General features: G+C 61.6%; 19 protein-coding genes, 2 tRNA genes and 1 pseudogene. 10 read left to right on the plus strand and 12 right to left on the minus strand.

Annotated features, from left to right (window positions below):
- Nucleotides 1-44: 44 nt before the first annotated feature.
- A pseudogene (locus LG385_RS25770) lies at nt 45-644 on the plus strand (methyl-accepting chemotaxis protein); the annotation flags it as partial.
- Between the two features lie 78 nt (nt 645-722).
- Here the strand turns inward: LG385_RS25770 and estP are convergent.
- The 3 genes from estP to LG385_RS14065 form a co-directional block, all read right to left on the minus strand.
- A complete protein-coding gene (estP, locus tag LG385_RS14055) occupies nt 723-2,633 on the minus strand; it encodes an esterase EstP (RefSeq protein WP_225774808.1) in 1,911 nt (636 codons plus the stop codon).
- A gap of 135 nt (nt 2,634-2,768) precedes the next feature.
- The gene (thpR, locus tag LG385_RS14060; protein WP_225774809.1) at nt 2,769-3,311 is read right to left on the minus strand and encodes an RNA 2',3'-cyclic phosphodiesterase; all 543 of its coding nucleotides are present in this window, start codon (nt 3,309-3,311) and stop codon (nt 2,769-2,771) included.
- Between the two features lie 21 nt (nt 3,312-3,332).
- A complete protein-coding gene (locus tag LG385_RS14065; protein WP_225774810.1) occupies nt 3,333-4,169 on the minus strand; it encodes an aldo/keto reductase in 837 nt (278 codons plus the stop codon).
- 158 nt (nt 4,170-4,327) lie between these two features.
- Here LG385_RS14065 and LG385_RS14070 point away from each other — a divergent pair, with 158 nt between their 5' ends.
- A complete protein-coding gene (locus tag LG385_RS14070; protein ID WP_225774811.1) occupies nt 4,328-4,984 on the plus strand; it encodes a TIGR02466 family protein in 657 nt (218 codons plus the stop codon).
- Nucleotides 4,985-5,190: 206 nt separating this feature from the next.
- A complete protein-coding gene (locus tag LG385_RS14075) occupies nt 5,191-7,374 on the plus strand; it encodes a TonB-dependent receptor (protein ID WP_225774812.1) in 2,184 nt (727 codons plus the stop codon).
- Nucleotides 7,375-7,450: 76 nt separating this feature from the next.
- Here LG385_RS14075 and LG385_RS14080 read toward each other — a convergent pair whose 3' ends face one another.
- Both LG385_RS14080 and LG385_RS14085 read right to left on the minus strand, forming a co-directional pair.
- Complete coding sequence (locus LG385_RS14080) at nt 7,451-8,206, minus strand: YkgJ family cysteine cluster protein (RefSeq protein WP_225774813.1); 756 nt, start codon at nt 8,204-8,206, stop codon at nt 7,451-7,453.
- 114 nt (nt 8,207-8,320) lie between these two features.
- The gene (locus LG385_RS14085; RefSeq protein ID WP_318781397.1) at nt 8,321-8,998 is read right to left on the minus strand and encodes an RHS repeat-associated core domain-containing protein; all 678 of its coding nucleotides are present in this window, start codon (nt 8,996-8,998) and stop codon (nt 8,321-8,323) included.
- Between the two features lie 98 nt (nt 8,999-9,096).
- Between LG385_RS14085 and LG385_RS14090 the strand changes: the two genes are divergently transcribed.
- Nucleotides 9,097-9,339, plus strand: a complete 243-nt coding sequence (locus LG385_RS14090) for a hypothetical protein (protein WP_225774814.1) — start codon at nt 9,097-9,099, stop codon at nt 9,337-9,339.
- 23 nt (nt 9,340-9,362) lie between these two features.
- Here the strand turns inward: LG385_RS14090 and LG385_RS14095 are convergent, their stop codons facing one another.
- Both LG385_RS14095 and LG385_RS14100 read right to left on the minus strand, forming a co-directional pair.
- A complete protein-coding gene (locus LG385_RS14095) occupies nt 9,363-10,292 on the minus strand; it encodes a 2-hydroxyacid dehydrogenase (protein ID WP_225774815.1) in 930 nt (309 codons plus the stop codon).
- Nucleotides 10,289-11,047: a class II aldolase/adducin family protein gene (locus tag LG385_RS14100; RefSeq protein WP_225774816.1), complete on the minus strand. Its 759-nt coding sequence runs from the start codon at nt 11,045-11,047 to the stop codon at nt 10,289-10,291. Before LG385_RS14100 ends, LG385_RS14095 begins: the two co-directional genes overlap by 4 nt.
- A gap of 191 nt (nt 11,048-11,238) precedes the next feature.
- On the opposite strand from LG385_RS14100, the gene LG385_RS14105 reads away from it, so the two are divergent.
- Nucleotides 11,239-12,183 (plus strand): hypothetical protein, encoded by a 945-nt coding sequence (locus LG385_RS14105; RefSeq protein WP_225774817.1) that lies wholly within the window; start codon nt 11,239-11,241, stop codon nt 12,181-12,183.
- 86 nt (nt 12,184-12,269) lie between these two features.
- Here the strand turns inward: LG385_RS14105 and LG385_RS14110 are convergent.
- A tRNA-Asp gene (locus LG385_RS14110) sits at nt 12,270-12,346 on the minus strand.
- 14 nt (nt 12,347-12,360) lie between these two features.
- A tRNA-Val gene (locus LG385_RS14115) sits at nt 12,361-12,436 on the minus strand.
- Between the two features lie 162 nt (nt 12,437-12,598).
- Between LG385_RS14115 and rdgC the strand changes: the two genes are divergently transcribed.
- Both rdgC and LG385_RS14125 read left to right on the plus strand, forming a co-directional pair.
- Nucleotides 12,599-13,519 carry a recombination-associated protein RdgC gene (rdgC, locus tag LG385_RS14120; RefSeq protein ID WP_225774818.1) on the plus strand — a complete coding sequence of 307 codons (921 nt, stop codon included), beginning with the start codon at nt 12,599-12,601 and terminating at the stop codon, nt 13,517-13,519.
- A gap of 39 nt (nt 13,520-13,558) precedes the next feature.
- The gene (locus tag LG385_RS14125) at nt 13,559-14,491 is read left to right on the plus strand and encodes a bile acid:sodium symporter family protein (protein ID WP_225774819.1); all 933 of its coding nucleotides are present in this window, start codon (nt 13,559-13,561) and stop codon (nt 14,489-14,491) included.
- A gap of 73 nt (nt 14,492-14,564) precedes the next feature.
- Here LG385_RS14125 and LG385_RS14130 read toward each other — a convergent pair whose 3' ends face one another.
- A complete protein-coding gene (locus LG385_RS14130) occupies nt 14,565-16,439 on the minus strand; it encodes an MFS transporter (protein WP_225774820.1) in 1,875 nt (624 codons plus the stop codon).
- 175 nt (nt 16,440-16,614) lie between these two features.
- Between LG385_RS14130 and LG385_RS14135 the strand changes: the two genes are divergently transcribed.
- Complete coding sequence (locus LG385_RS14135; RefSeq protein ID WP_225774821.1) at nt 16,615-20,100, plus strand: hybrid sensor histidine kinase/response regulator; 3,486 nt, start codon at nt 16,615-16,617, stop codon at nt 20,098-20,100.
- On the opposite strand, the gene rmuC is transcribed toward LG385_RS14135, so the two are convergent.
- Nucleotides 20,056-21,585, minus strand: a complete 1,530-nt coding sequence (rmuC, locus tag LG385_RS14140; RefSeq protein ID WP_225774822.1) for a DNA recombination protein RmuC — start codon at nt 21,583-21,585, stop codon at nt 20,056-20,058. The two genes, LG385_RS14135 and rmuC, sit on opposite strands and share 45 nt — an antisense overlap.
- 882 nt (nt 21,586-22,467) lie before the next feature.
- On the opposite strand from rmuC, the gene LG385_RS14145 reads away from it, so the two are divergent.
- Nucleotides 22,468-22,692 carry a hypothetical protein gene (locus LG385_RS14145; protein ID WP_181114683.1) on the plus strand — a complete coding sequence of 75 codons (225 nt, stop codon included), beginning with the start codon at nt 22,468-22,470 and terminating at the stop codon, nt 22,690-22,692.
- A 536-nt stretch (nt 22,693-23,228) separates the two neighbouring features.
- Nucleotides 23,229-24,503, plus strand: a complete 1,275-nt coding sequence (locus LG385_RS14150; RefSeq protein WP_225774823.1) for an OmpP1/FadL family transporter — start codon at nt 23,229-23,231, stop codon at nt 24,501-24,503.
- 59 nt (nt 24,504-24,562) lie between these two features.
- On the opposite strand, the gene cysB is transcribed toward LG385_RS14150, so the two are convergent.
- Nucleotides 24,563-25,537 carry an HTH-type transcriptional regulator CysB gene (gene cysB / locus LG385_RS14155; protein WP_225774824.1) on the minus strand — a complete coding sequence of 325 codons (975 nt, stop codon included), beginning with the start codon at nt 25,535-25,537 and terminating at the stop codon, nt 24,563-24,565.
- Between the last annotated feature and the right edge of the window lie 79 nt (nt 25,538-25,616).

Genomic DNA, 25,616 nt, shown 5'->3' on the forward strand with positions numbered 1-25,616 from the left:
GCACCAGCCAGGAAGCGGAAACCGGCCGTAGCCAGGTGCAGCAAGCGGTAGGCGCAATCAATGGCATGGCGCGGGAGCTCAATGGTTCGACCGAAACCGTGCACACCCTGGCCGACCAGGTGCGCAATATCGGCAACGTGGTGGACGTGATTCGTGGCATTGCCGAGCAAACCAACCTGCTGGCCTTGAACGCGGCCATCGAAGCGGCACGGGCTGGCGAGCAAGGACGAGGCTTTGCCGTAGTGGCGGATGAAGTACGGGCGCTTGCGGCGCGCACTCAAACCTCCACCGGCGAAATCGAAACCATGATCGCCACTGTACAAGCCACGGCGGACCAGGCGGTGCGAGCCATGGGCAACAGCCAGTCGCTGGCGCAAAATACTCAGCACTTGGCCGAAGCCGCGGACCAGGCCCTTGAACGTATCACCGTGGCGGTGGCGGGTATAAACGAGCGTAACCTGGTGATCGCCAGCGCGGCCGAAGAGCAGGCCCAAGTGGCCCGCGAGGTGGACCGCAACCTGGTGAACATCCAGGACCTGTCCAGCCAGACCGCCGCCGGTGCCAACCAGACCAATGCGTCCAGCCAGGACCTCTCCCGCCTGGCCACCTCCTTCAGCCGCATGGTTGCCCGCTTCAAGCTTTGAGCGGCAAGCGGCAAGCGGCAAGCTATAGCCATGGGCCTTTTAGCTTGTGGCTTGCAGCTTGGGACGCGTAGCGGCCGCTTAAAACGCTAAAGTAAGGCCAAGGTTGAGGCCTTGCTGCTGGCTGGCGTCGGTGCGGCGCCAGTTGTACATGCCGCTCACGCTCAGGCCCGGCGCCAGTTGATGGCGCAGCCCGAAGCTGGCGCGATCTAGGTTGCGTTGGGCACTGTAGCCCTGCAGCGTAAAGCCATTGGCGGGCAGGCTACGCAGCGCGAGGTCAAGTTGCTGGGCGTCATCGTTGAACTCCCGCTCATGGGCCGCTTCGGCGAATAGCTGGGTGGCATCGCCCAGGCTTCGGCTCACCTTCAGGCCAAGGCCAAGGCGTTTGGAGTCGCGGCGCTGGTCGCCGATATCCAGTGCAGTGGCGCGCTCGGTGCGCTCGGAATAACCGTCCACTTTCACGCTGGCGTAGTCTGCGCTTACGAACGGCGATACCCGCCATGGGCTATCGGCTGGCGCTACTTCGATCCCCAGCCGGCCGGTTACCGCCCACAGCTCACCCTGGCTGTCGCCTTTCTCCGAACGCTGCCCTACACCCAGGTCGAACGTGCGCTTGAGGCTGTCGTAGTCCAGCGAGCCACCGGTGGCGGCCAGGTCACCCCACAGGCGCCCTTGCTGGTACTGGGCGAACGCCGTGCCCAGGTAGCTGTTCAGGCTATAGTCGGAATCCGCCACGCCGGCCTCCATTCGCTGCCGGTAATAACCTGCAGCTACACCCACACGCCATGCTGTATTCAGGCGATAACTGCCGCCTACCGTAAGCGTATAGCCATTGCCATCACCCTTCGCGCCGCCATGCTGGTTATCGAAAGTAAGTTGTTCGCCACCGGTATCGATCAGTGCCTGCCAGCCACCCACGGGCTGCCACGGCTGCTGCCACTGGTTGCGCAGTGCGTCCTGATGGCTTCGCAGGCCGGCATGGGCCATTTCCGGCAGCAGGGTAAGCTCCCACGGCGCGGACAGAAGTGAGTACGCATAGTCGGCGATCAGCTTCTGGCCCGTGGTGGTGGGGTGCACGCTGTCGTTGAACAGCAGCTTGGAGGGATCTGGCGCGGCGCTGCCCAGCCCGTAGTTGGCGTTAGCCGTGCAGCCATTGCCGTTGAAGCAGGTACCTACCAGGTTCTCGCCGGTGGCAAGCCCGTAGCGCGCCGGGTCTGCGACCACTTCCGACAGCAACAGCGGGACGTTCAACGGGATCACCTCGGCGTCGATCTGCGCCAACTGCGCTACCAGTGCCTGGTTGAACACGCTGCTCAGTGCCGAAACGCCGGACTGGTTTGCCGTGCCGTAGTTGAACGGGGTAAGCCCCAGGTCGGGCAGCAGCCATACCATGATGTAGCGCGCGCCGGCCTGCTGCAGTGCCTGCGCACTAGCAGCGAGGCGCCCGGCGGCGGCGGCGGCCGTAGCCACAGAGGTCACCTGCCCCTGCAGGAAGTCATTGCCGCCCCCGGTGAGGTAATACAGGGCCTTGGCGTCGGCACGGTTGCCATTGGCCAGGTAACCGGGGCGCTGTCGCAACACAATGCCGCCGGTTTCGACCGTGGACTGGCCCGTGATGGAGTCCAGGATCTGGTCGGTACGGTAGCCGCCTACTGCCCAATTGTTGCCATCGGCCAGCCCCAGCGCCTGGTTCACCACCGAGGTGGAGGCGCCCAGCTCAGTGGAACCCAGGCCCAGCCGGTCGCCCAGCAGGGTTGGCGAAACCTGCCCATACACTTCACCGCTGCCGTTCTGATAGGTGGGCCCGGTGCGGTTGGTAAAGCGGGTGGCAGAACCCAGCGGCCCGCCCGGGTCAGGGAACTGCCCGGCATCGCTGAGGCTATCGCCGAACACTACCATGGTGGAGTAAGGCGAAGGGTTCGCCCAGGCAGGCGCCGAAGCAACGGCCAGGGCTAACGCGGTGGCGCAGGCAAGAGGAAACGCTTTGTTCATGAAGGTATCGTCCTTGTATTTTTATTGTTACAGCATGGACGATAGTACTAATTGGCGAAGATTTACACCCCGATGGATTTAATTATCAAGCAATTGAATTCAAACGAATATTTTTGAATGTGGGCGTGAGACCGGTTAAACCACCAGCGGCCACTCTTGCAACGGCACATAGGAGCCCTTGCGGGACTCGAACAACGTGAAGTGGGTGGCCTTTAGTAGAAAGTCCGGCGCACTGGGCGCTTCGGGTACCTCGGTTCGGTAATCCCGCGCAAGGGTGAGGTGGGGGCGGTAATCGCTGTGCTCAGGCAACAAGCCCAACGGTTGCATGGCTTGCTGCAGGTCGTAGGCCAACCGCAGCAGTGCCCGTGGCCGTTGCTCGGGCGCCAGCAGCAGCACACCCGAGCGGCGCCAGGCATCGAGCCGATCCAGCGGCACGCGCAGCGGCTCTCCCGGTGGCTTCACCGCACTAGCCGCAGCTAGGATCGCGGGCAGCAGATGCAGCGGCACTTCCCCTAGGAACAGCAACGTGAGGTGGAAATTATCCGCAGGCACCCGTCGGCCGTTGCCGATCGGCAGTTCCTTGCGCCAGCGTGCAATCGCCTGGCGTTGCTCAGGGGTGCACGCCAGCGCGAAGAACAGCCGCTTGAAGGGTTCGCCCGGTTCGCGTGGATGAGGCATGGCGGGTGCTCCCGTTGTGCGTCAGGCCCCCATGTTGAAAGTTTCCGGATCCGGACCCAGCCGCTCGCCCCTGTCCAATGAAGCGATCTGGGCGCGGTCGTCATCGGTAAGCTCGAATTCGAGCACGTCGAAGTTCTCTCGAATGCGCTCGGGTGTCACCGATTTGGGAATCACAATATTGCCGCTATCCAGGTGCCAGCGCAGGGTGATCTGGGCGGGGGTCTTGCCATATTTGGCGGCAAGGGCTTGCAGCACGGGGTCCTGGGCTACCTTGCCCTGAGCCAACGGGCTCCAGGCTTCGGTATGGATATTCAACGAACGGTGCACCTCGCGCAGGTCGGCACGCTGGAAATACGGGTGGGCTTCCACCTGATTCACCGCCGGAGTGACGCCGGTCTCCCTGATCAGGCGCTCCAGGTGGGCCGGGTTGAAGTTGGATACGCCGATGGACAGCGCCCGGCCTTCATCGCGCAGGGCGATCAAGGTTTCCCAGGTTTCCAGATAACTATCCGCCTGGGGCAGCGGCCAGTGAATCAACAGAAGGTCGACATATTCCAGATCCAACCGCTCCAGGCTGCGCAAGGCGGCATCGCGCGAAGGCTGTGCGCCTTGGTCGGCATTCCACACCTTGGTGGTGACGAAGTAGGATTCCCGCGGCAGCGCGGCTTCCTTCAGGCCTAGGCCCACGCCGCGCTCATTCTCATAAATAGCCGCCGTATCAATGGAGCGGTAGCCCACTTCGAAGGCATGCAGCACAGCCTGGCGGGCCTGGTCGTCGGTCGCTTTCCAAACCCCCAGCCCCAACTGAGGCATCATCTTGTCGTCGTTCAAGGTCAATAAAGGTACGGACTTGCTCATGGCGGCTCCTCACTCGAAATTGATGGCGCGATGGGTTAACGACAGCGCCGAAGCCCGTTGGGTTCGCAAATTCAGCCGGCTGCCGCCAGGTTGCGTAACCCCATTACAGCCACCAGAATAAAGCTGACCTGATGTTTCCCAGCGGTATGGCGGCCGAAATGACCCAGCATTCTTTCGACGAAAGCACTCTTAAAATCCGCAAGCTGTTCCCTACCCCTCTGGTGAGCTGCCCGGTGCCGGACGCTCAGGCCCTGAACGAACGCCTGAGCGCCGCGATTTTTGCCGAGGAAGCGCGCTCACGCGGGGTGCAGCACAGCAATCAGGGCGGCTGGCAATCGCAGGGCGATTTCGCGAGCTGGTCGGGGGAAGCCGGCGCGTATCTGCTGGGGTTCGCTCAAGACATGGCCCGCAGCCTCACCGCTGTGCACACTGCCGACAACACGCTCGTACATGCCACCTTCGAGTGGCATTTCAACGCCTGGGCCAACATCAACCGCGCCGGCGACAGCAATGGCGTGCATGGCCATGCTGGTGCCTTCTGGTCGGCGGTGTACTGGGTGGACGACGGCGGCCGCGCTGAAGATCCGAGCGTAGGCGGCGATCTTGAATTCCTCGACCCTCGTGGGCTGGTCGCCTCGGCCTACCGGCCGGAATTGCGCATGCGCATCGAGGAATGTGTGGCCGCCGGCTGTGCAACCACCGAAGCGGCCCGCAGCGGCACGCTGGTGATGTTCCCCTCCTGGCTGTTGCACAGCGTAAGGCCATTCAAAGGCGCGCGCCCTCGCGTGTCGATCGCCTTCAACTTCGGGCTGTGAGCCCTCTCGGCACACCCGCTGGCAACTGCCCGGCGCGAGGTTGAATGGCCGTGCGCGCTATTCGGAGAAATCCGCTCACAAATGTGAAAAAAAGTTGAAAAAACTGATAACAGTTTGCAATGACTGCTGCTAGCATTCGCGCCTGAGATTCATTCCTATTGCCAGGAAGGCACTTCCCTGACCTGACCCGTTCCAGGAACCATCCGATGGCCGTTCGCTTCCCGTCCCGCCCTACCCTGCTTGCCCTGTGCTGTTCCGTTGCCTTCGCTGCCCACGCCGCCGAGGACGCCGTGGACCTCAGCGCTATCGACGTTACCGCACAAAAAACCGAAGAACAGACCCCCCTGCCGCCCGAATTCGCCGGTGGCCAGGTTGCGCGCGGTGGCCAGCTGGGCATTCTGGGCAACAAGGACATCATGGATGTGCCGTTCACCATGACCAGCTACACCTCGAAACTGATCGAGGACCAGCAGGCCGAGGACGTGGGCGACGTGTTGATGAACGATGCGTCGGTAAGGCAGGCGTATGGCTACGGCAATAACTCCCAGCTGTTCGTGATTCGCGGCCTTACCCTCAACGGCGATGACATTTCCTATAACGGGCTTTACGGCGTATTGCCTCGGCAGATCCTGTCTACCGATGCGTTGGAGCGCGTGGAAGTATTCAAGGGCCCGAACTCGTTCCTCAACGGTGTATCCCCTACGGGTACCGGTTTGGGCGGCGCGGTGAACCTGGTATCCAAGCGTGCCAGCGATACCCCGATTCGGCGGTATACGCAGGACATCTCCAGCGATGGCCGCGTTGGCGAGCACCTGGACATCGGTCAACGCTTTGGCGAAGACAATCGTTTTGGCGCGAGGGTTAACTTGAGCCAGCGTGAGGGCGAAACGGCAATCGACGATCAGGACCAGCGCAGCAAGTTGTTCGTCGCCGGGTTGGACTACCGCGGTGATCGCTTCCGCGTGTCGACCGATTTTGGGTACCAGAAGCAGCGGATCAACCACAGCCGCAACTCGGTACAGTTGGGCTCTGGCCTTACCCGCATTCCTAGCGCGCCCGATGCCAGCAAGAACTACGGGCAGGACTGGAGCTATACCGAAACCGAAGACACCTTCGCCATGATGCGTGGCGAATATGATCTGAATGACAATTGGACGGCGTACGTAGCGGGCGGCGGCAAACATACCCGGGAAACCGGCTTTTATGCCACGCCCACACTCACCAACGCCTCTACAGGCGCGGCCACCGTTGGCGGATCGATCATTCCTCACGATGAAGACAACATAAGCTTGCTGGCCGGCTTGAACGGCAAGTTCCAAACCGGGCCGGTTAGCCATCAGGTCGCTATTGGTGCCGCCGAGATATGGACTCGCCAGGAAAGCGCGTTCGAGTTCTATAACGGCAACGGTGGTGTTACCAACATCTATCATCCGACCGCGCTGTCCAAGCCGACCAATGCCTGGTTCACCGGTGGTGACCTGGGTGATTTGTCTGTTACAGGCCGTACGAATAATCGAAGCGTGGCGATATCCGATACCTTCGGCTTCTTCGATGACACCGTGCTGTTGACCGCAGGGCTGCGACGCCAGGAGCTGATCGTTAAAGGCTATTCATACGAAGGCGGCACACTGGCGAGCTACACCGGCGACAGAAATGCCAGCTACGATGAATCGATCACTACGCCTGTGTACGGCATAGTCTACAAGCCTTGGGACAGTGTTTCCTTCTATGCGAACCGCATTGAAGGTCTGGCGCAAGGCCCTACACCGGCCGCAACGGCCAGTAACAGTAATACGACCTTCGCTCCAGGGCGTACTAAGCAAATAGAAGCCGGTGTGAAGTTCGATGGGGAGACCTATGGCGCAACGTTCGGGGTATTCCGTATCGAGAAGCCTACTGATGGCTATGTAAACTCGAGCAACCTGTTCGTTGCAGAAGGAGACCAGATTAATAAGGGCGTCGAACTCAACCTGTTCGGCGAACCTGTTGACGGCCTGCGCCTGATGGCAGGTGCCACGCGCATCTTCACCGAAGTGCGGAACACCAATGATGCCACTACAGAAGGCAAAGACGCCGTAGGCGTACCAACCTTCACCATGAACGCCAGCGTGGACTGGGATGTACCGGGCCTGGAAGGCGTGGCCTTGAACGCCCGTATGCTGCGTACTGGCGGCCAGTATGCCGACGCCAAGAACACCCTCACCCTACCCACCTGGAACCGCTTCGATGCCGGTGCCCGTTACAAATTCAAGGTCAGCCAGAAGGACGTGACCTTGCGCATGAACGTGGAAAACATCACCGACAAGAACTACTGGGCGTCGGCCTACGGTGGCTACCTGACCCAGGGCGAGCCTCGCCTGGTGAAGTTCTCCGGTACCGTGGACTTCTAACCCCCGTTCGCCAGTTTCACTGGCTCCTACAACGCGGCGTGTGGGAGCTGGCGGGGCCTGCGAACATTACTGTCCGTCAGGACACCTTGCGCAGCGGAATGTACGCCGAGTTCTGCTGCTCCAGGGCAGCGGCGATCAGCGCGCCGGTGTCCTCCAGGCGCGCCACCAACTCCTCGCTCGGCGCATGCAGCGACCAAGGCTGATCCGCCGCCAATGCCGCCAACCCCAATGCCTCCACGCGCTCTGCCGCTTGCATGAAGTGGCGCATGTCCGGCATGAACGCTGTGAACCCCTCGCCCTTCAGCGCCATGGTGCGTATCCCCAGCAGTTTGCAGATAGCGGCCTTGGCGGCGATGTCGTCACGGTCTGCCTGGCGCGAGCGCTCAATCAGTTGCTCCAGTTCAGTCGCCACTGCCTTCCCGCCATGGATCAGTACTGGCCCCTGCTCCCACGCCTGCGGCGGGCAGTCTTTGTTCTCGGCGCGCAGCGGAATGTGCGGGTTGATTTCCGCCGGATAAATGCGGCATACCAATGGCCGGCGGTCGTAGATCCGGCACATCAGGTTTTCGTCCAGGTTGCGGCAGGGCCCCACGTTGAAGGCGGCAAAGGTAATAGCCACATGGGCATGGGTGCTGCCACAGGGTACCCGCAGCGAACGCCGCTGCGCATGCTGCAGAGCTGGGTCTAGCGCCAGGCGCTCATCGTCCAGGAAGCCTTCGGTCAGCACGATCAACGTGCCCCCGTCAGCCGCCCACTGCTTTGCCTCATCGAGGGTGAGCGGAACGTGATGATCGTTACAGCACTTGCCACAACCCACACAGGAAAACCGCATGCGCTACCTCAGCCAATTGAGCCCGCGCCGGGAAACCGGCGACTGGGCGGAGATGGAGGTAGGTAGAGCAGATTGTGTGCCAGTTGGTACACGCAAGGTAGAACTGTCAGGCTCTCAAGTAATAGTCCTACCCGATACGATTCGAGGGTAGTTCCCTGGGCCGCCCCATTCGTCGTCGGAATCAGATGAGTCCGTACGGCCCGCAGGCCTATCGATCGGAGACCTGGACCGCAACCGGGCGCGAGAAGGTTCCCGTATAAGATCAGGCACAGGTGACCTTGGCGGAGTTGCACCGCGCGGCCTAGAAGGCGAAGGCACCTCCGAACCATCCACCTTAATTGCGATAGGAGGTTTGTTTGGCAATACCTTCCCGACCGGCTTAGAGGCCAATCGCGTGGTAATCGGATGCTGTGATGGCAGCTCCAATGGTAAGCCGACCCGTTTCATATATTTGGCGATCCAGAATAGTAAGCGAGCAGATTCGCCTCTCGGATCGTCATGGTTCATTGGCTCACCCCTGCAATATGCATAAGCGTTCGTGCCACCCGCTCCAAACGGGCTCCAGTCATCCGGCCTGGTAAAGCGAAGCAGGGTTGGGGAATACCCCCGATATCCATTACCTAATAGAAACACCCCCTCGGGCTCCAGGTGCAGGGCCCCATAGCCAACAGGCCAACCTTGCTCCGGCGAATAGCCAAAAGGCATAAATGACGCAGATCTGGAAGTGCCCAGCCGCATCAACACAGACTGCCGCGGGTCAGTTGCCAGCAGCTGCAGGGCGGTATCAGGCATGGGGCGACTCCGAAGGGGCTATGCTTCACAGAGTCTGTACAGTTGGTTGGCCCTGTATAGCTGGCAGAACTGTCAGGTAGGCGCCTTGGAGATAGCCGATGAAAGATTTGCACTTGCTGCTCGAGCGGCTGGATCCGCCTGTGAAACACACGGTAGAAGCCCGCGGCGAGCAGGTGTTGCTGACCCTGGTGGACCCGCAGATACCGGCCAAGGTGCAGCGCAGCCTGGAGTCGCGCCAGTGGCACAACGACAAGGTGCTGGTGGTTATCCTGCTTCACGCCATCAATGAACTGCGCGGCAAGGGCTCCCACGCCCCGCTTGAAGTGTTCCAGACGGTGTAACAGCGTCCGTTCAATACCCTGCCTCAGTACCCTGCCTCAGGATCTGCCTGGTTCAGCAATGTTTCCCCCGCTTTAAGCCGCTGAACATTGGCTACCACCTGCCGGGCGATACCCTCGACCGAAGCCGACGACGCCATGTGCGGGGTGATGATCACTCCCGGCGTACGCCATAGCGGATTATCCGCCGGCAACGGCTCGTGTTCGAACACATCCAGCACCGCGCCACGCAATTTCCCACCCTCCAGGGCGGCCAGTAGGTCCGGCAGCACCACATGCTCGCCGCGCCCGCAGTTGATCAGGGCCGCGCCAGGGGCAAGATGCTCGAAGGCGCCTGCATTCAGCACGCCGCAGGTTTCTTCAGTAAGCGGCAGCAGGCACACCAGGATGTTCACCCCGCTCAGAAATGCCGGTAACTCAGCCGGCCCGGCGAAGCTGGTAACCCCTTCGATGGCCTTGGCCGACCGGGCCCAGCCACGCACCTTGAAGCCCAACCCCACCAATGCCGAAGCAGCATGCGCCCCCAGAGCGCCCAGCCCGAGGATACCCACCGTTCGAGCGCTGGCCGGGTGCTGGGGTGGTTCAGCCCATACCGCCCGCGCCTGGTTGGCGACCACTGTATCGAGATGGCGGTGATAGTGCAGCACGGCCCAGATCACGTACTCGGTCATGCCCTGACGGTGGTCTGCATCCACGATTCTGCACACCGGCACATCCGCCGGCCGGCTGGGGTCGCGGAGCACGTTGTCGATCCCGGCGGCGATGGATTGCACCAACCGCAGCCGCGGGTAATTGCCCAGGCTCCCCGGCGCGGGGCACCAGCAGGCGGCAACGTCGGCATGCTCGGCCCCAGGCTCTCCATGCAGGTACACCGGCAGGTCGGGTGCCAGTGACTGGATCGCCGGGCGCAGTTCGGCCAGGTCGGCGGTACCGCTTACCAATACCACCCCGCTCATGAGCAGTAGTCCTCGCGCTGATGTGCAATCAACTTGAGCGCGGCATCCCAGGCCAGCTGGATCAACGCCATACCTTCTTCATCGTCGGTGAACTGGCTGGCGGTCAGGCGGCACACCTCATCGGAGGGGTAGATCAGCTCACTGCCACCCGCCAGCGCTTGCACCTGTGCCTGGCAGGCACGCTCGAGGAAGTGAATCTCATGGAAGGCTTCGGCCACGTTACGGCCGCCGGCCAACAAGCCGTGATTACGCAGGATCATTGCCCGATGCGGGCCCAGGTCGCGTACCAGCCGCTCCCGCTCGCTCAGGCACAGCGCCACGCCTTCGTAGGCGTGATAGGCCAACTTGCCGTAGAACTTCAGCGCATGCTGAGTGATGGGCAGCAGGCCCTGAGCCTGGGTGGATACGGCCATACCAGCGGCGGTATGGGTGTGGATCACGCAGTTCATATCCGGCCTTGCCATATGAATGGCCGAGTGAATCACGAAGCCGGCTTCGTTGACGTTGTGATCCTTATAGGCCGGGTTTACCCGGCGGCCGTCGCGGTCGATCAGTACCAGGTCACTGGCACGCATGTGGTCGAACAGCACGCCGTATCGGTTGATCAGGAAATGATGCTCCGGGCCCGGCACGCGCAGGCTGATATGGGTGTCGATCAGGTCGGTCATGCGAAAGTGTGCGATCAGCCGGTACAGCGCGGCCAGTTCGCAACGCAGGGTCCATTCCGTTTGATCGATGTTTTCGGGGCAGCTCATGTAGGGGCTCCAGGCGCGGCAGGCAAAGAACAAACCCGTTGCAAGGCTCGCGCCAGCGCAACGCTCCAAGCGTAGCGGCCCCAAGGCTTGCCCGCAGGCCTACCTCACGTCGGGAAGTCGACGCAACGCCCGTGAGAACACCGCTGCGCCTGTGTCCTATGGTTCAGGGCAGCACACAGGGACCAACCCACATGGACAACCCATTTACCGCACTGGACTCGTCCTCGCGCGACCACAGCATCGCCATCAATTCCTACACCACCGTATTACGCCACCCCAAGGTTCCCCATGAGCTGTTCGCGGCGTACTGGCGTGACGTGCACGGCCCCCTGTGCGCGCGCATCCCCGGGCTGGGGTGGTACGTGCAATACCACTTCGCCCGCGAGCACGATGCGCATTTATGGCCCTTGATCGAAGGGATTGCACCGTTGCCGGGCTATGTACTGGATGGCGCAGTGGAAATCGGCTTCGCTTCGGCGGCTGATCAGCAACGCTTCAAGGCGGCGAGCAAAGTGTTGTTCGTGGACGAGCAGAACGTGTTCGAGGAAACCCTCTGCTACGACTTGCCTGAAGGCTCAACCACCCTCGTGGATTACCTGGCCGACCCCTGCCCCAACGAAACCGTACCGCTGGACCGCCTGCATATCCATTTCCACGGCGAGGCCGGTAACAGCGACGCGTTCAAGGCCTTCCTGCGCCAGCAAGTGGCCGCCGCGCTGGTGGCAGACCCCGCCGTGATGAAGGTACGCCTGCACCTGCCTGTACCTTACGATAACGCCCGCCCCAACCCCCCGTCCCCGAACGTGCGGCACGAATCGCCGGCGGCCCGCCTGCACCTGGCAATGTTGGAAGTGGTGTTCGAATCGGCATTGGCGCGGCGGCGGCTGTTCGAGTCCACGGCGTTTCGCCAGGCTACCCGGGGGCTGGCCGAGCATATTCGCTATGTGACAGCGTTTTCGGTGAGCGGCGTATTCACCTATGTGCGCGACGGCGAACTGACCCTGGCGGGCTTGCGTGGCAGCCGCCCGGCGCAATTGATACATCAGCTGGGGGCGATCAACCAGACCGAACCGGAAGCCACGGGGCTGTTCCTGGCCCATGAAAACGGGTCGAACGGCTCGCGGGCGCGTGGGTGATAAATCGCAGGCAATAAAAAAGGCGACCGGTTAAGGTCGCCTTCTTCAGTAGCTCAAGGGTGTTCAGTGGGCCCTTGAAGCAAATATGGCGCAGCGGACGGGACTCGAACCCGCGACCCCCGGCGTGACAGGCCGGTATTCTAACCGACTGAACTACCGCTGCGCGATACACACGAGTGGTGGGTGATGACGGGATCGAACCGCCGACCCTCTGCTTGTAAGGCAGATGCTCTCCCAGCTGAGCTAATCACCCTTTGTCTCTCGGTGTGGCGCGCATTCTACGGACGGCCTTCCCTGCTGGCAAGCGTTTTTTTAAAAAGTTTTTCCTGCCCTTCCAAAGACTTAGCCCACGCTTGGCCTGAGGTGAAACAGAGCGAATAATGCGCGGCTTGTGTATTAACAGAGACACCCGCCCATGTGGTTCAAAAACCTGCTTGTCTATCGCCTCACCCAGGATGTGCCGTTCGACGCTCAAGCGCTGGAAGACGCATTGGCCAGCAAGCCGGCGCGCGCCTGCGCCAGCCAGGAACTGGCCACTTATGGTTTTGTGGCACCGTTCGGCAAGGGCGAGGATGCGCCGCTGGTGCATGTAAGCCAGGACTTCCTGCTGATCGCCGCTCGCAAGGAAGAGCGCATTCTGCCCGGCAGCGTGGTCCGCGACGCGGTGCAGGAAAAGGTCGAAGAGATCGAGGCCGAGCAGATGCGCAAGGTCTATAAGAAGGAACGCGACCAGATCAAGGACGAGGTCATCCAGGCCTTCCTGCCGCGCGCCTTTATTCGTCGCTCCAGCACCTTCGCTGCCATCGCCCCCAAGCAAGGGTTGATTCTGGTGAACTCGGCCAGCGCCAAGCGCGCCGAAGATTTGCTGTCTACCCTGCGCGAGGTGATGGGCTCGCTGCCGGTGCGGCCGCTGTCGGTGAAGATCGCCCCTACCGCCACCATGACCGACTGGGTGAAAAGCCAGCAGGCGGCGGCAGACTTCTTCGTGCTGGACGAGTGCGAACTGCGTGACACCGGCGAAGATGGCGGCATCGTTCGCTGCAAGCGCCAGGACCTCACCAGCGATGAAATCCAGCTGCACCTTAATACCGGCAAACAGGTCACCCAGCTGGCCATGGCCTGGCAGGACAAATTGTCGTTCGTGCTGGACGACAAGATGGTGGTCAAGCGGCTGCGTTTCGAGGAGCTGCTGCAGGATCAGGCCGAGGAAGACGGCGGCGAAGAGGCGCTGAGCCAACTGGACGCCAGCTTCACCCTGATGATGCTCACCTTCGGTGACTTCCTGCCGGCGCTGTTCGAGGCGCTGGGCGGCGAAGAAATCCCGCAAGGCATCTGAACCACCCTTACCCGGTCATTACTATAAGAAGGACACGTCATGCGCGCCCTGGCCGCTTTCAGCCGTTTCGTGGGGAATACCTTTGCCATCTGGGTGTTGTTGTTCGCCCTGCTGGCATTCATGCAGCCAGCTTGGTTCATCGGGCTGAAGGGCGCGATCGTGCCGTTGCTGGGGCTGGTGATGTTCGGCATGGGGCTTACCCTGCGCCTGGACGATTTTGCCGAGGTGTTCCGCCACCCTTGGCGGGTGGGGCTAGGCGTGGTCGCGCATTTCGTGATCATGCCGGGCGTGGCGTGGGTGCTGTGCCAGGCGTTTCACTTGCCGCCCGACATCGCCGTGGGTGTGATCCTGGTAGGCTGCTGCCCAAGTGGCACCTCCTCGAACGTGATGACCTGGCTGGCCAAGGGTGACCTGGCGCTGTCCGTGGCCATCGCCGCGGTTACAACGCTGCTCGCCCCATTGCTCACGCCTACGCTCATCTGGCTGCTGGCGTCGGCATGGATGCCGGTGAGCTTCTGGGACATGTTCTGGTCCATCCTGCAGTTCGTGATGCTGCCGATCGTACTGGGCGTGATCGCCCAGCGCCTGCTGGGCGCCGCGGTGGCCGTGGCGGTGGATGTACTGCCGCTCGTGTCGGTGGTGAGCATCGTGATGATCGTGTGCGCGGTGGTGGCCGCCAGCCAGGCACGCATTGCCGAATCCGGCCTTCTGATCATGGCTGTAGTGATGCTGCACAACGGCTTCGGGTACTTGCTGGGCTACTTCACCGGCCGCCTGTGCGGGCTGCCGCTGGCCCAGCGCAAATCGCTGGCGCTGGAGGTGGGCATGCAGAATTCCGGCTTGGGCGCGGCGCTGGCTGCGGCGCACATTTCTCCCATTGCCGCCGTGCCCAGCGCGCTGTTCAGCGTGTGGCACAACATCTCCGGGGCGCTGCTTTCTACCTTCTTCCGAAGGATGAAAGGGACGGAGTAATCCGCCCATTCGCGAGTTCCACCCGTCTCCCACAGGGCATACATCACCCTCGTGGGACTCGGGCGGAGCCCCACTATCGTTCCATCCCTCGCAACGCCTGCACCCTCTCCCGCAACCGCCCCGGCAAGTGCTCTCCCTCGTTCACCGCTGGGCCGGCGACCACGGCTACCCGCGACCAGAAGCGGCGGAACAGCCCCTTGTGCGGCGCGCGGCTGAAGAAGCTGCCCCACAACCCACGCAGTGCCATCGGGATCACCGGCACAGCGGTTTGCCCCAGAATGGTGGTGGTGCCGCTTTTGAAGGCGTCGATCTCTCCATCCGTGGTCAGCTTGCCTTCCGGGAACACGCACACCAGTTCACCTGCCGCCAGGTAGCCGGCGATGTCGCGGAACGCGCGCTCATAAATAAGCAGGTCTTCGGAGCGCCCGGCGATTGGAATGGCGCCAACGGTGCGGAAGAAGAAGTTAAGTACCGGCAGGTTGTAGATCCGGTAATACATCACGAAGCGCACCGGCCGCCTCACCGCGCCAGCGATCAGCAGCGCGTCCACGAATGACACGTGGTTGCACACCAGCAACGCTGCGCCCTCGTCGGGGATGTTATCCAGCCCTTCGTGGCGCACCCGGTACATCGAGTGGCTGAGTAGCCAGATCAGGAAGCGAACGCTGAACTCGGGCACGATCTTGAAGATGTAGGCGTTGACGGCGATGTTCATCAGCGACACCACCAGGAACAACTGCGGAATGCTCAAGCCTGCCCCGCTGAGCAATGCCACCGCCACGATGGCCGATACCACCATGAACAATGCGTTGAGGATGTTGTTGGCCGCGATGACCTGGGCGCGCTGGTGCTCGGGCGTGCGCGACTGGATCAACGCATAGAGGGGCACGATATAAAAGCCGCCGAATATCCCCAGCCCGAGAATGTCCAGCAGCACCGGCCATACCGCAGCCGTTCCCAGCAATTGGAGCCAGCCCAGGCTCTCGCCGTGCTCAGGCGCTGGCACATTCCCCGAATGCCACCACCACAACAGGCCGAACAACGTCAGGCCAAACGAGCCGAAGGGCACCAGGCCGATCTCCACCTGCCGCCCCGACAGCCGCTCGCAGAGCATCGAGCCTGCGGCGATACCCACCGAAAATACCGTGAGCACCAGCGTGACCGCGGTTTCATCGCCGTGCAGCCACACCTTGGCGTAGGTGGGTATCTGGGTGAGGTAAATAGCCCCTACGAACCAGAACCAGGAGTTACCCAGCAACGATCGCGACACAGCCTGGGTTTGCCCCAGCCCCAGCCGCAAAGTACGCCAGGTTTGTACCGGCACATTCCAGTTGATTCGCAGGCCGGGGGCGGATGCCGCAGCCGGCGGAATGGCGCGGCTGGCCAGGTAGCCCATCGCCGCGACGGTCACAATCGCGATGGCCACCCCCGGCGCATATACCTGCTCGGCCATCAACACCCCGGCGCTGATCGTCCCGCCCAGAATGGCCAGGAACGTACCCATTTCAACCAGGCCGTTACCGCCCAGCAACTCCCTGGGGCTCAAGGCCTGGGGGAGGATGGAATATTTAACCGGGCCGAACACGGCCGAATGGGTACCCATGGCAAACAAGGTCAGCAGCAGCAACGGCAACTGGCCGTAGAAGAAGCCAGCCGCGCCAATTCCCATGATCAGCACCTCCGCCAGCTTGATCGCGCGGATCAGGCGATCCTTGGCGAAGCGTTCGCCGATCTGCCCGGCCAATGCCGAGAACAGAAAGAAGGGCAGGATGAACAGCAATGCGCAGAGGTTGATCCAGAAGGTGCGATCGCCCTCGATACTGAGCTTGTAAAGGATGGCCAGGATCAACGACTGCTTGAACACGTTATCGTTGAAGGCACCCAGCGCCTGGGTAAGGAAAAACGGCAAAAAGCGCCGCGTACGCAACAGCTGCAGCTGTGAACTCATCGTCCTTGGGTCTCATGGTGGGCCAGTGACTGGCTTTGCCCTATTGGAACGCCCGTTTGAGAAAAAAGCCACACGTGTAAGTGTGCTGGTTCGGGATAGACCATGGTCGCGCCTGACGAACCGGCCCGGCCATGCCAGACTCCCCGTTTGCGCTTATTGCCACCATGGAGCCGCAATGTCGCTTTCCAGCGGGCTGATCGCCGCGGTCGCCCTGGCCTATATGGCCGTCATGTTCGCCATCGCCTATTGGGGCGACCGTCGGCAAACCACGTTATCGCCTCGGCTCAGGGCCTGGGTGTATAGCCTGTCGTTGGCTGTGTACTGCACCAGCTGGACCTTCTTCGGCGCAGTGGGCCAGGCCGCCGAGCAGCTTTGGGCCTTCCTCCCCATCTACCTGGGCCCTGCCCTGCTGTTGCTGCTGGCGCCTCGGGTGCTGCAAAAGATGGTGTTGATCAGCAAGCAGGAAAACATCACATCCATCGCCGACTTCATCGCGGCGCGGTACGGCAAATCCCAATCCCTGGCGGTGGTGGTGGCGCTTATCTGCCTGATCGGGATGCTCCCTTATATTGCGCTGCAGCTCAAAGGCATCGTGCTGGGGGTGAACCTGTTGATCGGTGCCAGTGCCGATGCTACCGGCCCTCGCGTGCAGGACACCGCCATGGTGGTGTCCCTGGTGCTGGCGTTGTTTACCATCGTGTTCGGCACCCGCAGCCTGGACGTGACCGAGCACCATCGCGGCATGGTGCTGGCCATTGCGTTTGAAGCCTTGGTCAAACTTTTCGCGTTCCTCGCAGTGGGCGCTTTCATCACCTACGGCTTGTATGACGGCTTCGGCGACCTGCTTGCCCAGGCGCGCCTGGCCCCAGCGCTGGAAAACTACTGGAGCGAAACGATCAATTGGCCCTCGATGCTGGTGCAGACCGGGGTGGCGGTAATGGCGATGATCTGCCTGCCACGCCAGTTTCAGGTCACTGTGGTAGAGAACATCGAGCCGCGGGATTTTCGCCTGGCGCGCTGGGTATTCCCGGGTTACCTGCTGCTGGCGGCGTTGTTTGTGGTGCCGATTGCCCTCGCCGGGCGAATGCTGCTGCCTGAAGCGGTGATCCGCGATTCCTTCGTGATCAGCCTTCCCTTGGCTGAAGCGCACCCGGCCTTGGCGCTGCTTGCATTCATTGGCGGCGCTTCCGCGGCTACGGGAATGGTGATCGTGGAAAGCGTGGCGCTGTCGACCATGGTCTCCAATGACATCCTGTTGCCCTGGCTGCTCCGGCGCCAGCGCACCGAGCGCCCGTTCGAAGCCTTCCGCCACTGGATGTTGTCGGCACGGCGGGTAAGCATTCTGGCCATTCTGCTGCTGGCCTACGTGAGCTACCGCCTGCTGGGCTCTACCGCCAGCCTGGCGACCATCGGGCAGATCGCCTTTGCCGCCGTGGCCCAGCTCACACCCGCGATGGTTGGCGCGCTGTACTGGAAACAGGCCAACCGCCGTGGTGTATTCGCGGGCCTGGCCGCAGGCAGCTTTCTGTGGTTTTACGCCCTGGTATTGCCCATTGCCGCGCACAGCCTGGGGTGGCCGCTGGCGGCCTTCCCGGCCCTGAGCTGGCTACACGGCAACCCATTGCATTTGCCTATTTCCCCACTCACTCAAGGGGTGGTGCTGTCGCTGGCGGGTAATTTCATCCTGTTCGTGTGGGTGTCGGTGCTGTCGCGCACCCGGGTGTCGGAGCACTGGCAGGCGGGGCGCTTCGTGGGCCACCAGCAAAGCCTGCGTCCCAACAGCAAAGGCCTGTTGGCGGTACAGCTGGACGACCTGTTGAAGCTGGCGAGCCGCTTTGTGGGGGAAGAGCGCGCGCAACAAAGCTTCAGCCGCTTTGCCTACCGCCAGGGCAAGGGCTTCAACCCCAGCCAGACCGCCGACCCGGAATGGATCGCCCATACCGAACGGCTGCTGGCCGGTACCCTGGGCACCTCCTCCACCCGGGCCGTGGTGAAAGCCGCCATCGAAGGCCGCGACATGCAGCTGGAGGACGTGGTTCGCATTGCCGACGAAGCCTCCGAGGTGCTTCAGTTCAACCGCGCATTGCTGCAAGGCGCGATCGAAAACATCACCCAAGGCATCAGCGTGGTCGACCAGCACTTGCGCCTGGTGGCCTGGAACCGCCGCTACCTCGAGCTGTTCAACTACCCCGAAGGGCTGATCGCGGTGGGGCGCCCCATTGCCGAGATTATCCGGTTCAACGCCGAGCGCGGCTTCTGCGGCCCCGGAGAGGCGGAAGTCCACGTGGCGCGCCGTCTGCATTACATGCGGCAGGGGCGCGCGCACACCTCGGAGCGGGTATTCCCGAACGGCCAGGTGATCGAGCTTATCGGCAACCCCATGCCCGGGGGCGGCTTTGTGATGAGCTTCACCGACATCACCGCCTACCGGGAGGCGGAGCGTGCACTCAAGCACGCCAACGAAAGCCTGGAGCTGCGCGTAGCTGAACGTACGGGTGAACTGTCCGCACTCAACCACGCACTGATCGAGGCCAAGGCACATGCCGAAACCGCCAACCGATCCAAGAGCCGCTTCCTCGCTGCGGTAGGCCATGACCTGATGCAGCCAATGAACGCGGCCCGGCTGTTCTGCGCCGCCCTTGGCCACCATGGCGCCGACCTACCGGCAGACGCTGCCCAACTGGTTCGGCACATGGATAGCGCGTTGCGCTCGGCCGAGGACCTGATCGGCGATTTGCTGGACATTTCTCGACTTGAAAACGGGCGAGTCACGCCGAACCGCAATGCGTTTTCCGTCAGCGAGTTGTACGGCGCGCTGGGCACCGAATTCACAGCCTTGGCCCAGGAACAAGGCCTGAGCTTCCGGTTACGTGGCAGCAACCTGCGGGTGGACAGCGACATCAAGCTGGTGCGGCGCATTCTGCAGAATTTCCTCACCAATGCCTTCCGCTACGCCAAAGGGCCGGTACTGCTGGGCGTGCGCCGGCAGGGCAACGCGGTACGGCTAGAAGTGTGGGACCGAGGCCCAGGGATACCCGATGACAAACTGGGGGTGATTTTCGAGGAGTTCAAACGCTTGGACAGCCACCAGACCCGCGCCGAAAAAGGGCTTGGGCTGGGCCTGGCTATCGCCGATGGGCTGTGCCGCTTGCTGGGGCATCGCCTTGAAGTGCGCTCCTGGCCAGGCCGGGGCAGCGTGTTCAGCGTGACCGTGCCAGTTGCCGAATCCGAAGCAGCGCCGCAGCGGGCCGCGCTGCCCGCCACACAACCCCTGAGCGGGTTACGCGTACTGTGCGTGGACAACGAAACCAGCATCCTTACGGGCATGGCCAGCCTCCTCACCCGTTGGGGCTGTACCGTGTGGACCGCGACCGACCGCGCCGGCTGCGCCGCGTTGCTGGCAGAAGGCGCCCAGCCCACGCTGGCGTTGGTGGATTACCACCTGGATGACGGCGAGACCGGGACAGCGCTGGTAGCCTGGTTGCGCACCCAGCTCAACGCGCCAGTGCCCGGCGTGGTGATCAGCGCCGATGGTCGCGCCGAGACCATCGCCCAGGTTCATGCCGCCGGCCTGGACTACTTGTCCAAGCCGCTGAAACCCGCAGCATTGCGCGCGTTACTTGGTCGGTACCTCACCCGCCATGATCTGGCGCGGGCTTGAGTCATTTTCCAGCGGGCCTGCCGCGCCGTCTTCGGCCGCCGCCAGCGCACGGTCGAGCAGGTCTGCCGGCAGGCTCTTGCTGGCTCGCGCGCCGAGCAACTTGAGCTGTTCACTGCGGCTGACCAGGTTGCCACGCCCTTCGGTCAGCTTGTTGCGGGCGCTCGCGTAGGCCTTGTCCAACTGTTGCAGGCGGTTGCCCACCTCATCCAGGTCCTGGATAAACAGCACGAACTTGTCATAAAGCCAGCCGGCGCGCTCCGCGATTTCGCGGGCGTTCTGGCTTTGGCGCTCCTGCTTCCACAAGCTGTCGACCACCTTCAGCGTGGCCAATAACGTTGTAGGGCTCACTACCACGATCTGCTTGTCGAAAGCCTCCTGGAACAGGCCGGGGTCGTGCTGCAAGGCCGCAGAAAACGCCGCCTCGATAGGCACGAACAGCAGCACGAAATCGAGGCTGTGCAGCCCTTCGAGGCGGCTGTAATCCTTTCCGGCCAGCCCTTTGATATGCGAGCGCAGGCTGTGCACATGCTGCTTGAGCGCGCCCTGCGCCACGTCCGCTTCAGAGGCCGCGATGTACTGCTGCCAAGCAGTCAGGCTGACCTTTGCGTCGACTACCACTTGTTTATCGCCAGGCAGGGTGACCAGCACGTCCGGCTGGAACCGCTCACCGTCAGCGCTTTTAAGGTTCACCTGAGTGCGGTATTCCCGGCCTTTTTGCAGGCCGGCATGTTCCAGCACGCGTTCGAGCACCAACTCACCCCAGTTGCCTTGGGTTTTCTGCCCCTTCAATGCCTGGGTGAGGTTGGTGGCCTCGTCACTCAAGCGCAGGTTGAGTTGCTGAAGGCGTTCGAGCTCCTTGGCCAGCGAAAACCGCTCACGCGCTTCATTGTTGTAGCTGTCCTCTACCCGCTTTTCGAACGCCTGGATGCGGTCGCGCAGCGGATCAAGCAGCTGCCCGAGCCGCTGCTGGCTGTTTTCGGCGAAACGTTGCTCGCGCTCCTCGAAAATCTTTCCCGCCAGCTCCGCGAACTGTGCCCGCAGGTCATCGCGCGCGTTCTGCATGTCCTGCAAACGCTGCTCGTGCCCTTCACGTTGCTCCTGCAACTCCGCGCTCAAGCCAGCGCATCGGGCCTCAAGCTGGCGCAGCTCGCCTTCACGCTGCCCTCGTTCATGTGCCCACGCATGGGCGGCATCGCGACCGTTGTCCACCTCCATGCGCAGCAGCTCGAGTTCGCGGCCGGCTGCGGCAAGCTCGGCGCGTACGCCGGCTTGCTGTTCGCCAAGCGACGACAGCTCCAAGGCCTGCGCTTGCACCCGCTGCTCCAATACCTGTTCACTGAGCTGCGCTACCCGTAAACGCTCCTCCAGCAAGGGCAACGCTTCGCGCGCAGCTTGAGCCGTGCGATGGAAATGCCAGGCAACGCCAATGAACGGAACGGCCGCAGCCAGGGCGGCGATAAGCAGGTGAAGGGCTTCATCAGGCATGAGGGAATCGGTCAAAAGGATGACGCGCGCGCCAGGCGCGGGAACGTGGCTGAAGCATTCTACCCGTGAGCGAGGTTATGCCGAAAAGTTACAGCGATGGCCTTGACAGTGGTAATTGGCCAGAGCGCGCGTTTGCCTCGTTTCGCTGGGAACATCGGCCTAGAGCAATCTGCCCTCACAATCCACAGAAGCTGTGGATAACTCAGTGGACAACACCCCCCGGGCGTCCGCAAAGCCCGATAAACCGGGGCCTGCAGACAAACTGTCCATTTTTTCACCAGCTCTAAAAACTGTTTTTTTTCATTGACTTAAAAAATAAACGAAGGGTACGGAACCTTGGCCAATACGCCCGTCGGGAATATGACAATCCTGCTTCATCATGTGCACAACGCCCTAGGTTGGCGCAAGTCCCTGCACTGCCGTGGGCACTGACACATCGCAAGGAACTCGCCGAGCGCGCCCACCGTTCGTCGGGTTGAACATTTGAACGTTGCAGAGCCGACTATTTACCTGTAGGTTTCGCCGCAGTTTGTACAAAAGCTGAAAGCAATTTCGGCCGCTCAAGTCCCTCCAGCTTTATCGCAGGCCGCTTTGGCCTTGCATCCCGCTGTTTTCTCGGACCCCACTCGGCCTTCAGGCCAGCGCCAAGCGTCCCTCGTGTCACGCCCCGCTGTCTCGCTTCCCCAGGCTTTCCCCGACCTTCCGTAACCTGGGTCGTGGCGCCTCTCGTCTTGCGTACTTACCGCCGCCTGCCGTGCGTTCATATTGACGTCACAGGCGAGCTGTACTGTTCTGGCAGGTTTCCCGCACATACGTTATTGCGGGCCGGAACAAATTCAATGCCGCACGGCTCTGATCCGTGTCAATCGCAGGAACACAATAATGACCTTCAATACCCAGACCCAATCCGCTATCCATACCTTGTCCCAAGCATTCGCTCCACTGCGCTGCGTGATCCTTGCCGCTCGCAATGACAGCTTCAGCTTCTCTGTAGTGAACGAGCACGGCGTGGCACGCCACACCCAGCGTCTCTACCCTGAACAATATGCAGCGCCCGCACCGCTGCAAGCTGTGATCGAACGCGCCCGCCAGTCTCTGGTTGCCTAAGCAGTAGATCCGCGCACGGCCCGCCTGCGAACCTTCCGACAGACGTCACTTTACGCGGCAAAGTTAAAGCTATGCTTTAACTTGAGCGTACGGCGAGCGGCCGGCCGCTCCCAGGCGGTCCCCGTCCGATTGATCGCTGCCACGCGTGGGGGCCGCCTGTTTTTCTCCCTTGTTACAAAAAAATCGCTGAAGTATGCCGACCGGCAAGCGCCCTCCGGTCAGATTGCCCTCTGCCGCTTCGCAAAATGCTGAAACGTGCCTTCCTACAGCGTCAATAAACCTATCAGCCCGGCCAAACCCAGCTGGCATGCCCCTTCCAGCCCTGAGTGGAAGTTTTCCGGCGGCTTCTCGTCAAAAAAACGTTGTCAAAACGTGATCCCCTTGTTGTACCCCATCGAGCGAAACTGACCAGCCAGACAGCCCAATGATCGGATTGTCCTACAAAAAGGCTCTATCTAGCCTGATACAGGGCTATGGCGCCGTGTGGGTTTTATTGGTAATTTGCGGCGGTGATCACCCACGGAGTAACAACAACAATGAAAAAAGTCATGATCAGATCGAGCCTCGGCCTCGCAGTCACGCTTGCCTCCACTCAACTCTTCGCGAGCGGCTTTGCCATCAATGAGCAAAGCATCAGCGGCATGGGCGTGGGCTTCGCGGGTCGATCGTCATCGGCAGAGGACGCCAGCACCGTAGCCGGCAACCCGGCGGGCATGGCCTTCCTCAAGCGTGAGCAATTTACCGTAGGCGCCGCAGGTATCTATGCGGACACGGATATTGACGATTCCAGCGCCCGCTTGGGCGGAAGCAACAAAGGCGATATGGTGCCGCTGGTTGGCGTGCCCATGGGCTATTACGTAAAGCCGCTCAATGACCAGTGGGCTGTTGGCTTCGGTGTGTATGTACCGTTCGGGCTGGCAACCGACTATGAAAGCGGCTACGCCGGCCGTTACGAAGCGGACAAAAGCGTTGTAAAAGTCATTACTTTCCAGCCCACCATCAGCTATGCGTTCAACGATAAGGTGTCGATCGGTATCGGCCCTACGTTCAACCGTATCGAAGGTGAGCTCACCTCTCGCACCCCAGACGTCTACAGCATCGCTCGCGGCCAGGCTGGCAGCGACGGCGAAGTGAAGATCAAGGGCGACGATACTGCAGTGGGCTTCAACGCCGGTATTCTGGTGCAGGCCACGGACAGCACCCGCATTGGCCTGACGTACCACTCGAAAGTGGACTACAAGCTGGACGGTAATACGAAGGTGCGCAATCTGCGGCCTACCCCGCTGGCCCCGATCTCCTTCAACTTCAAAAGTGATGCATCTCTGGACCTGACCACGCCAGAGTCCGTGGACCTGTCCTTCACTCATCAGCTGAACGATCAGTGGACTATCTACGGTGGCAGCACCTGGACCCGTTGGAGCCGCCTGAAGGACATCACCGTCGATAACTCGAACGTGCCTGCGGCAGTGGCACCAGCTTTGGGGACCATCACCGAAGAACAGAACTGGCACGACACCTGGGCACACGCCATCGGCGCTGCCTACAAGGTTAACAAGGAATGGACGCTGCGCACCGGCTTCAGCGTGGACCAGTCGCCCACCAACAACACCAACCGTTCGCCGCGCATCCCGTCGGGTGACCGTCGCATCTTCAGCTTGGGTGCCGGTTACAGCCCAACCGACAACATCACGGTGGACTTCGCTTACTCCTACCTCAAGGAAGAAAGCGTGGACGTGAAATCCGATACCTACAACGCTACCTACCACAACAGCGCTCACGGCTTCGGTAGCTCGCTTACCTACAAGTTCTAAGCAGCCCGCAATGCAAAAACCGCCCTTTCCGGGCGGTTTTTTTATGGCCTATGCGCCCATCAATGCACGGGCAGCTCTACCCCGTCGAACAGCTCTTCGAGCTCCTGCTTGTTATGGCAGGCAATCGCCTTGGCCATCACTTCGCGCGTGAGGTGCGGGGCGAAGCGCTCGATGAAGTCGCACATGAAACCACGCAGGAAGGTGCCGCGGCGGAAGCCGATCTTGGTGACACTGGCTTCGAACAGGTGATCGGCGTCGAGCACCACCAGATCGCTGTCCTGTTTGGGGTCCACTGCCATATGGGCAACGATCCCCACGCCCAGGCCCAGCCGCACATAGGTCTTGATCACGTCCGCGTCGGCGGCGGTAAACACCACCTTGGGCGTAAGGCCCCGATGGCTGAAAGCTTCGTCCAGCTTGGACCGCCCCGTGAAGCCGAACACGTAGGTCACGATAGGGTGTTCGGCCAATACCTCAAGCGTGAGCTTGGGCAGCTTGGTCAACGGGTGGCCTTGCGGCACTACCACGCAGCGGTTCCAGCGGTAGCAAGGCATCATGATCAGGTCGCCGAACAGCTCCAGCGCCTCGGTGGCGATGGCGAAATCCACTGTACCGTCTGCGGCCATTTCGGCGATCTGCATCGGCGAGCCCTGATGCATATGCAGGGCAACTTCCGGGTACTGCTTGATGAACGCGCTGATTACCGGGGGCAATGCGTACCGGGCCTGGGTGTGGGTAGTGGCAATGGACAGCGTACCCTTTTTCTCGTTGGAAAATTCCTGAGCGATTTGCTTGATGCTTTCGACCTTGCGCAGTATTTCGCCTGCCGTGGTAATAATTCGCTCACCTGCAGGGGTCACGCGCGTCAGGTGCTTGCCGCTTCGGGCGAACACTTCCACACCGAGTTCGTCTTCAAGCAGGCGGATCTGCTTGCTGATGCCTGGCTGAGAGGTATAGAGGCTCTGCGCTGTGGCGGAGACGTTCAAATCATGGTGAGCGACTTCCCAGATATAGCGCAGCTGCTGAAGCTTCATTCGCGACCCCCCAAGGCCCAATGCTCCGTTCCCCGCTTGCAAGTAAGGGGGTGACGGCAAGGGTTATAACTATATTGAT

It is taken from the genome of Pseudomonas sp. Marseille-Q5115, from assembly GCF_916618905.1.
In the GTDB taxonomy this organism is placed as follows: Bacteria; Pseudomonadota; Gammaproteobacteria; order Pseudomonadales; family Pseudomonadaceae; genus Aquipseudomonas; species Aquipseudomonas japonica_A.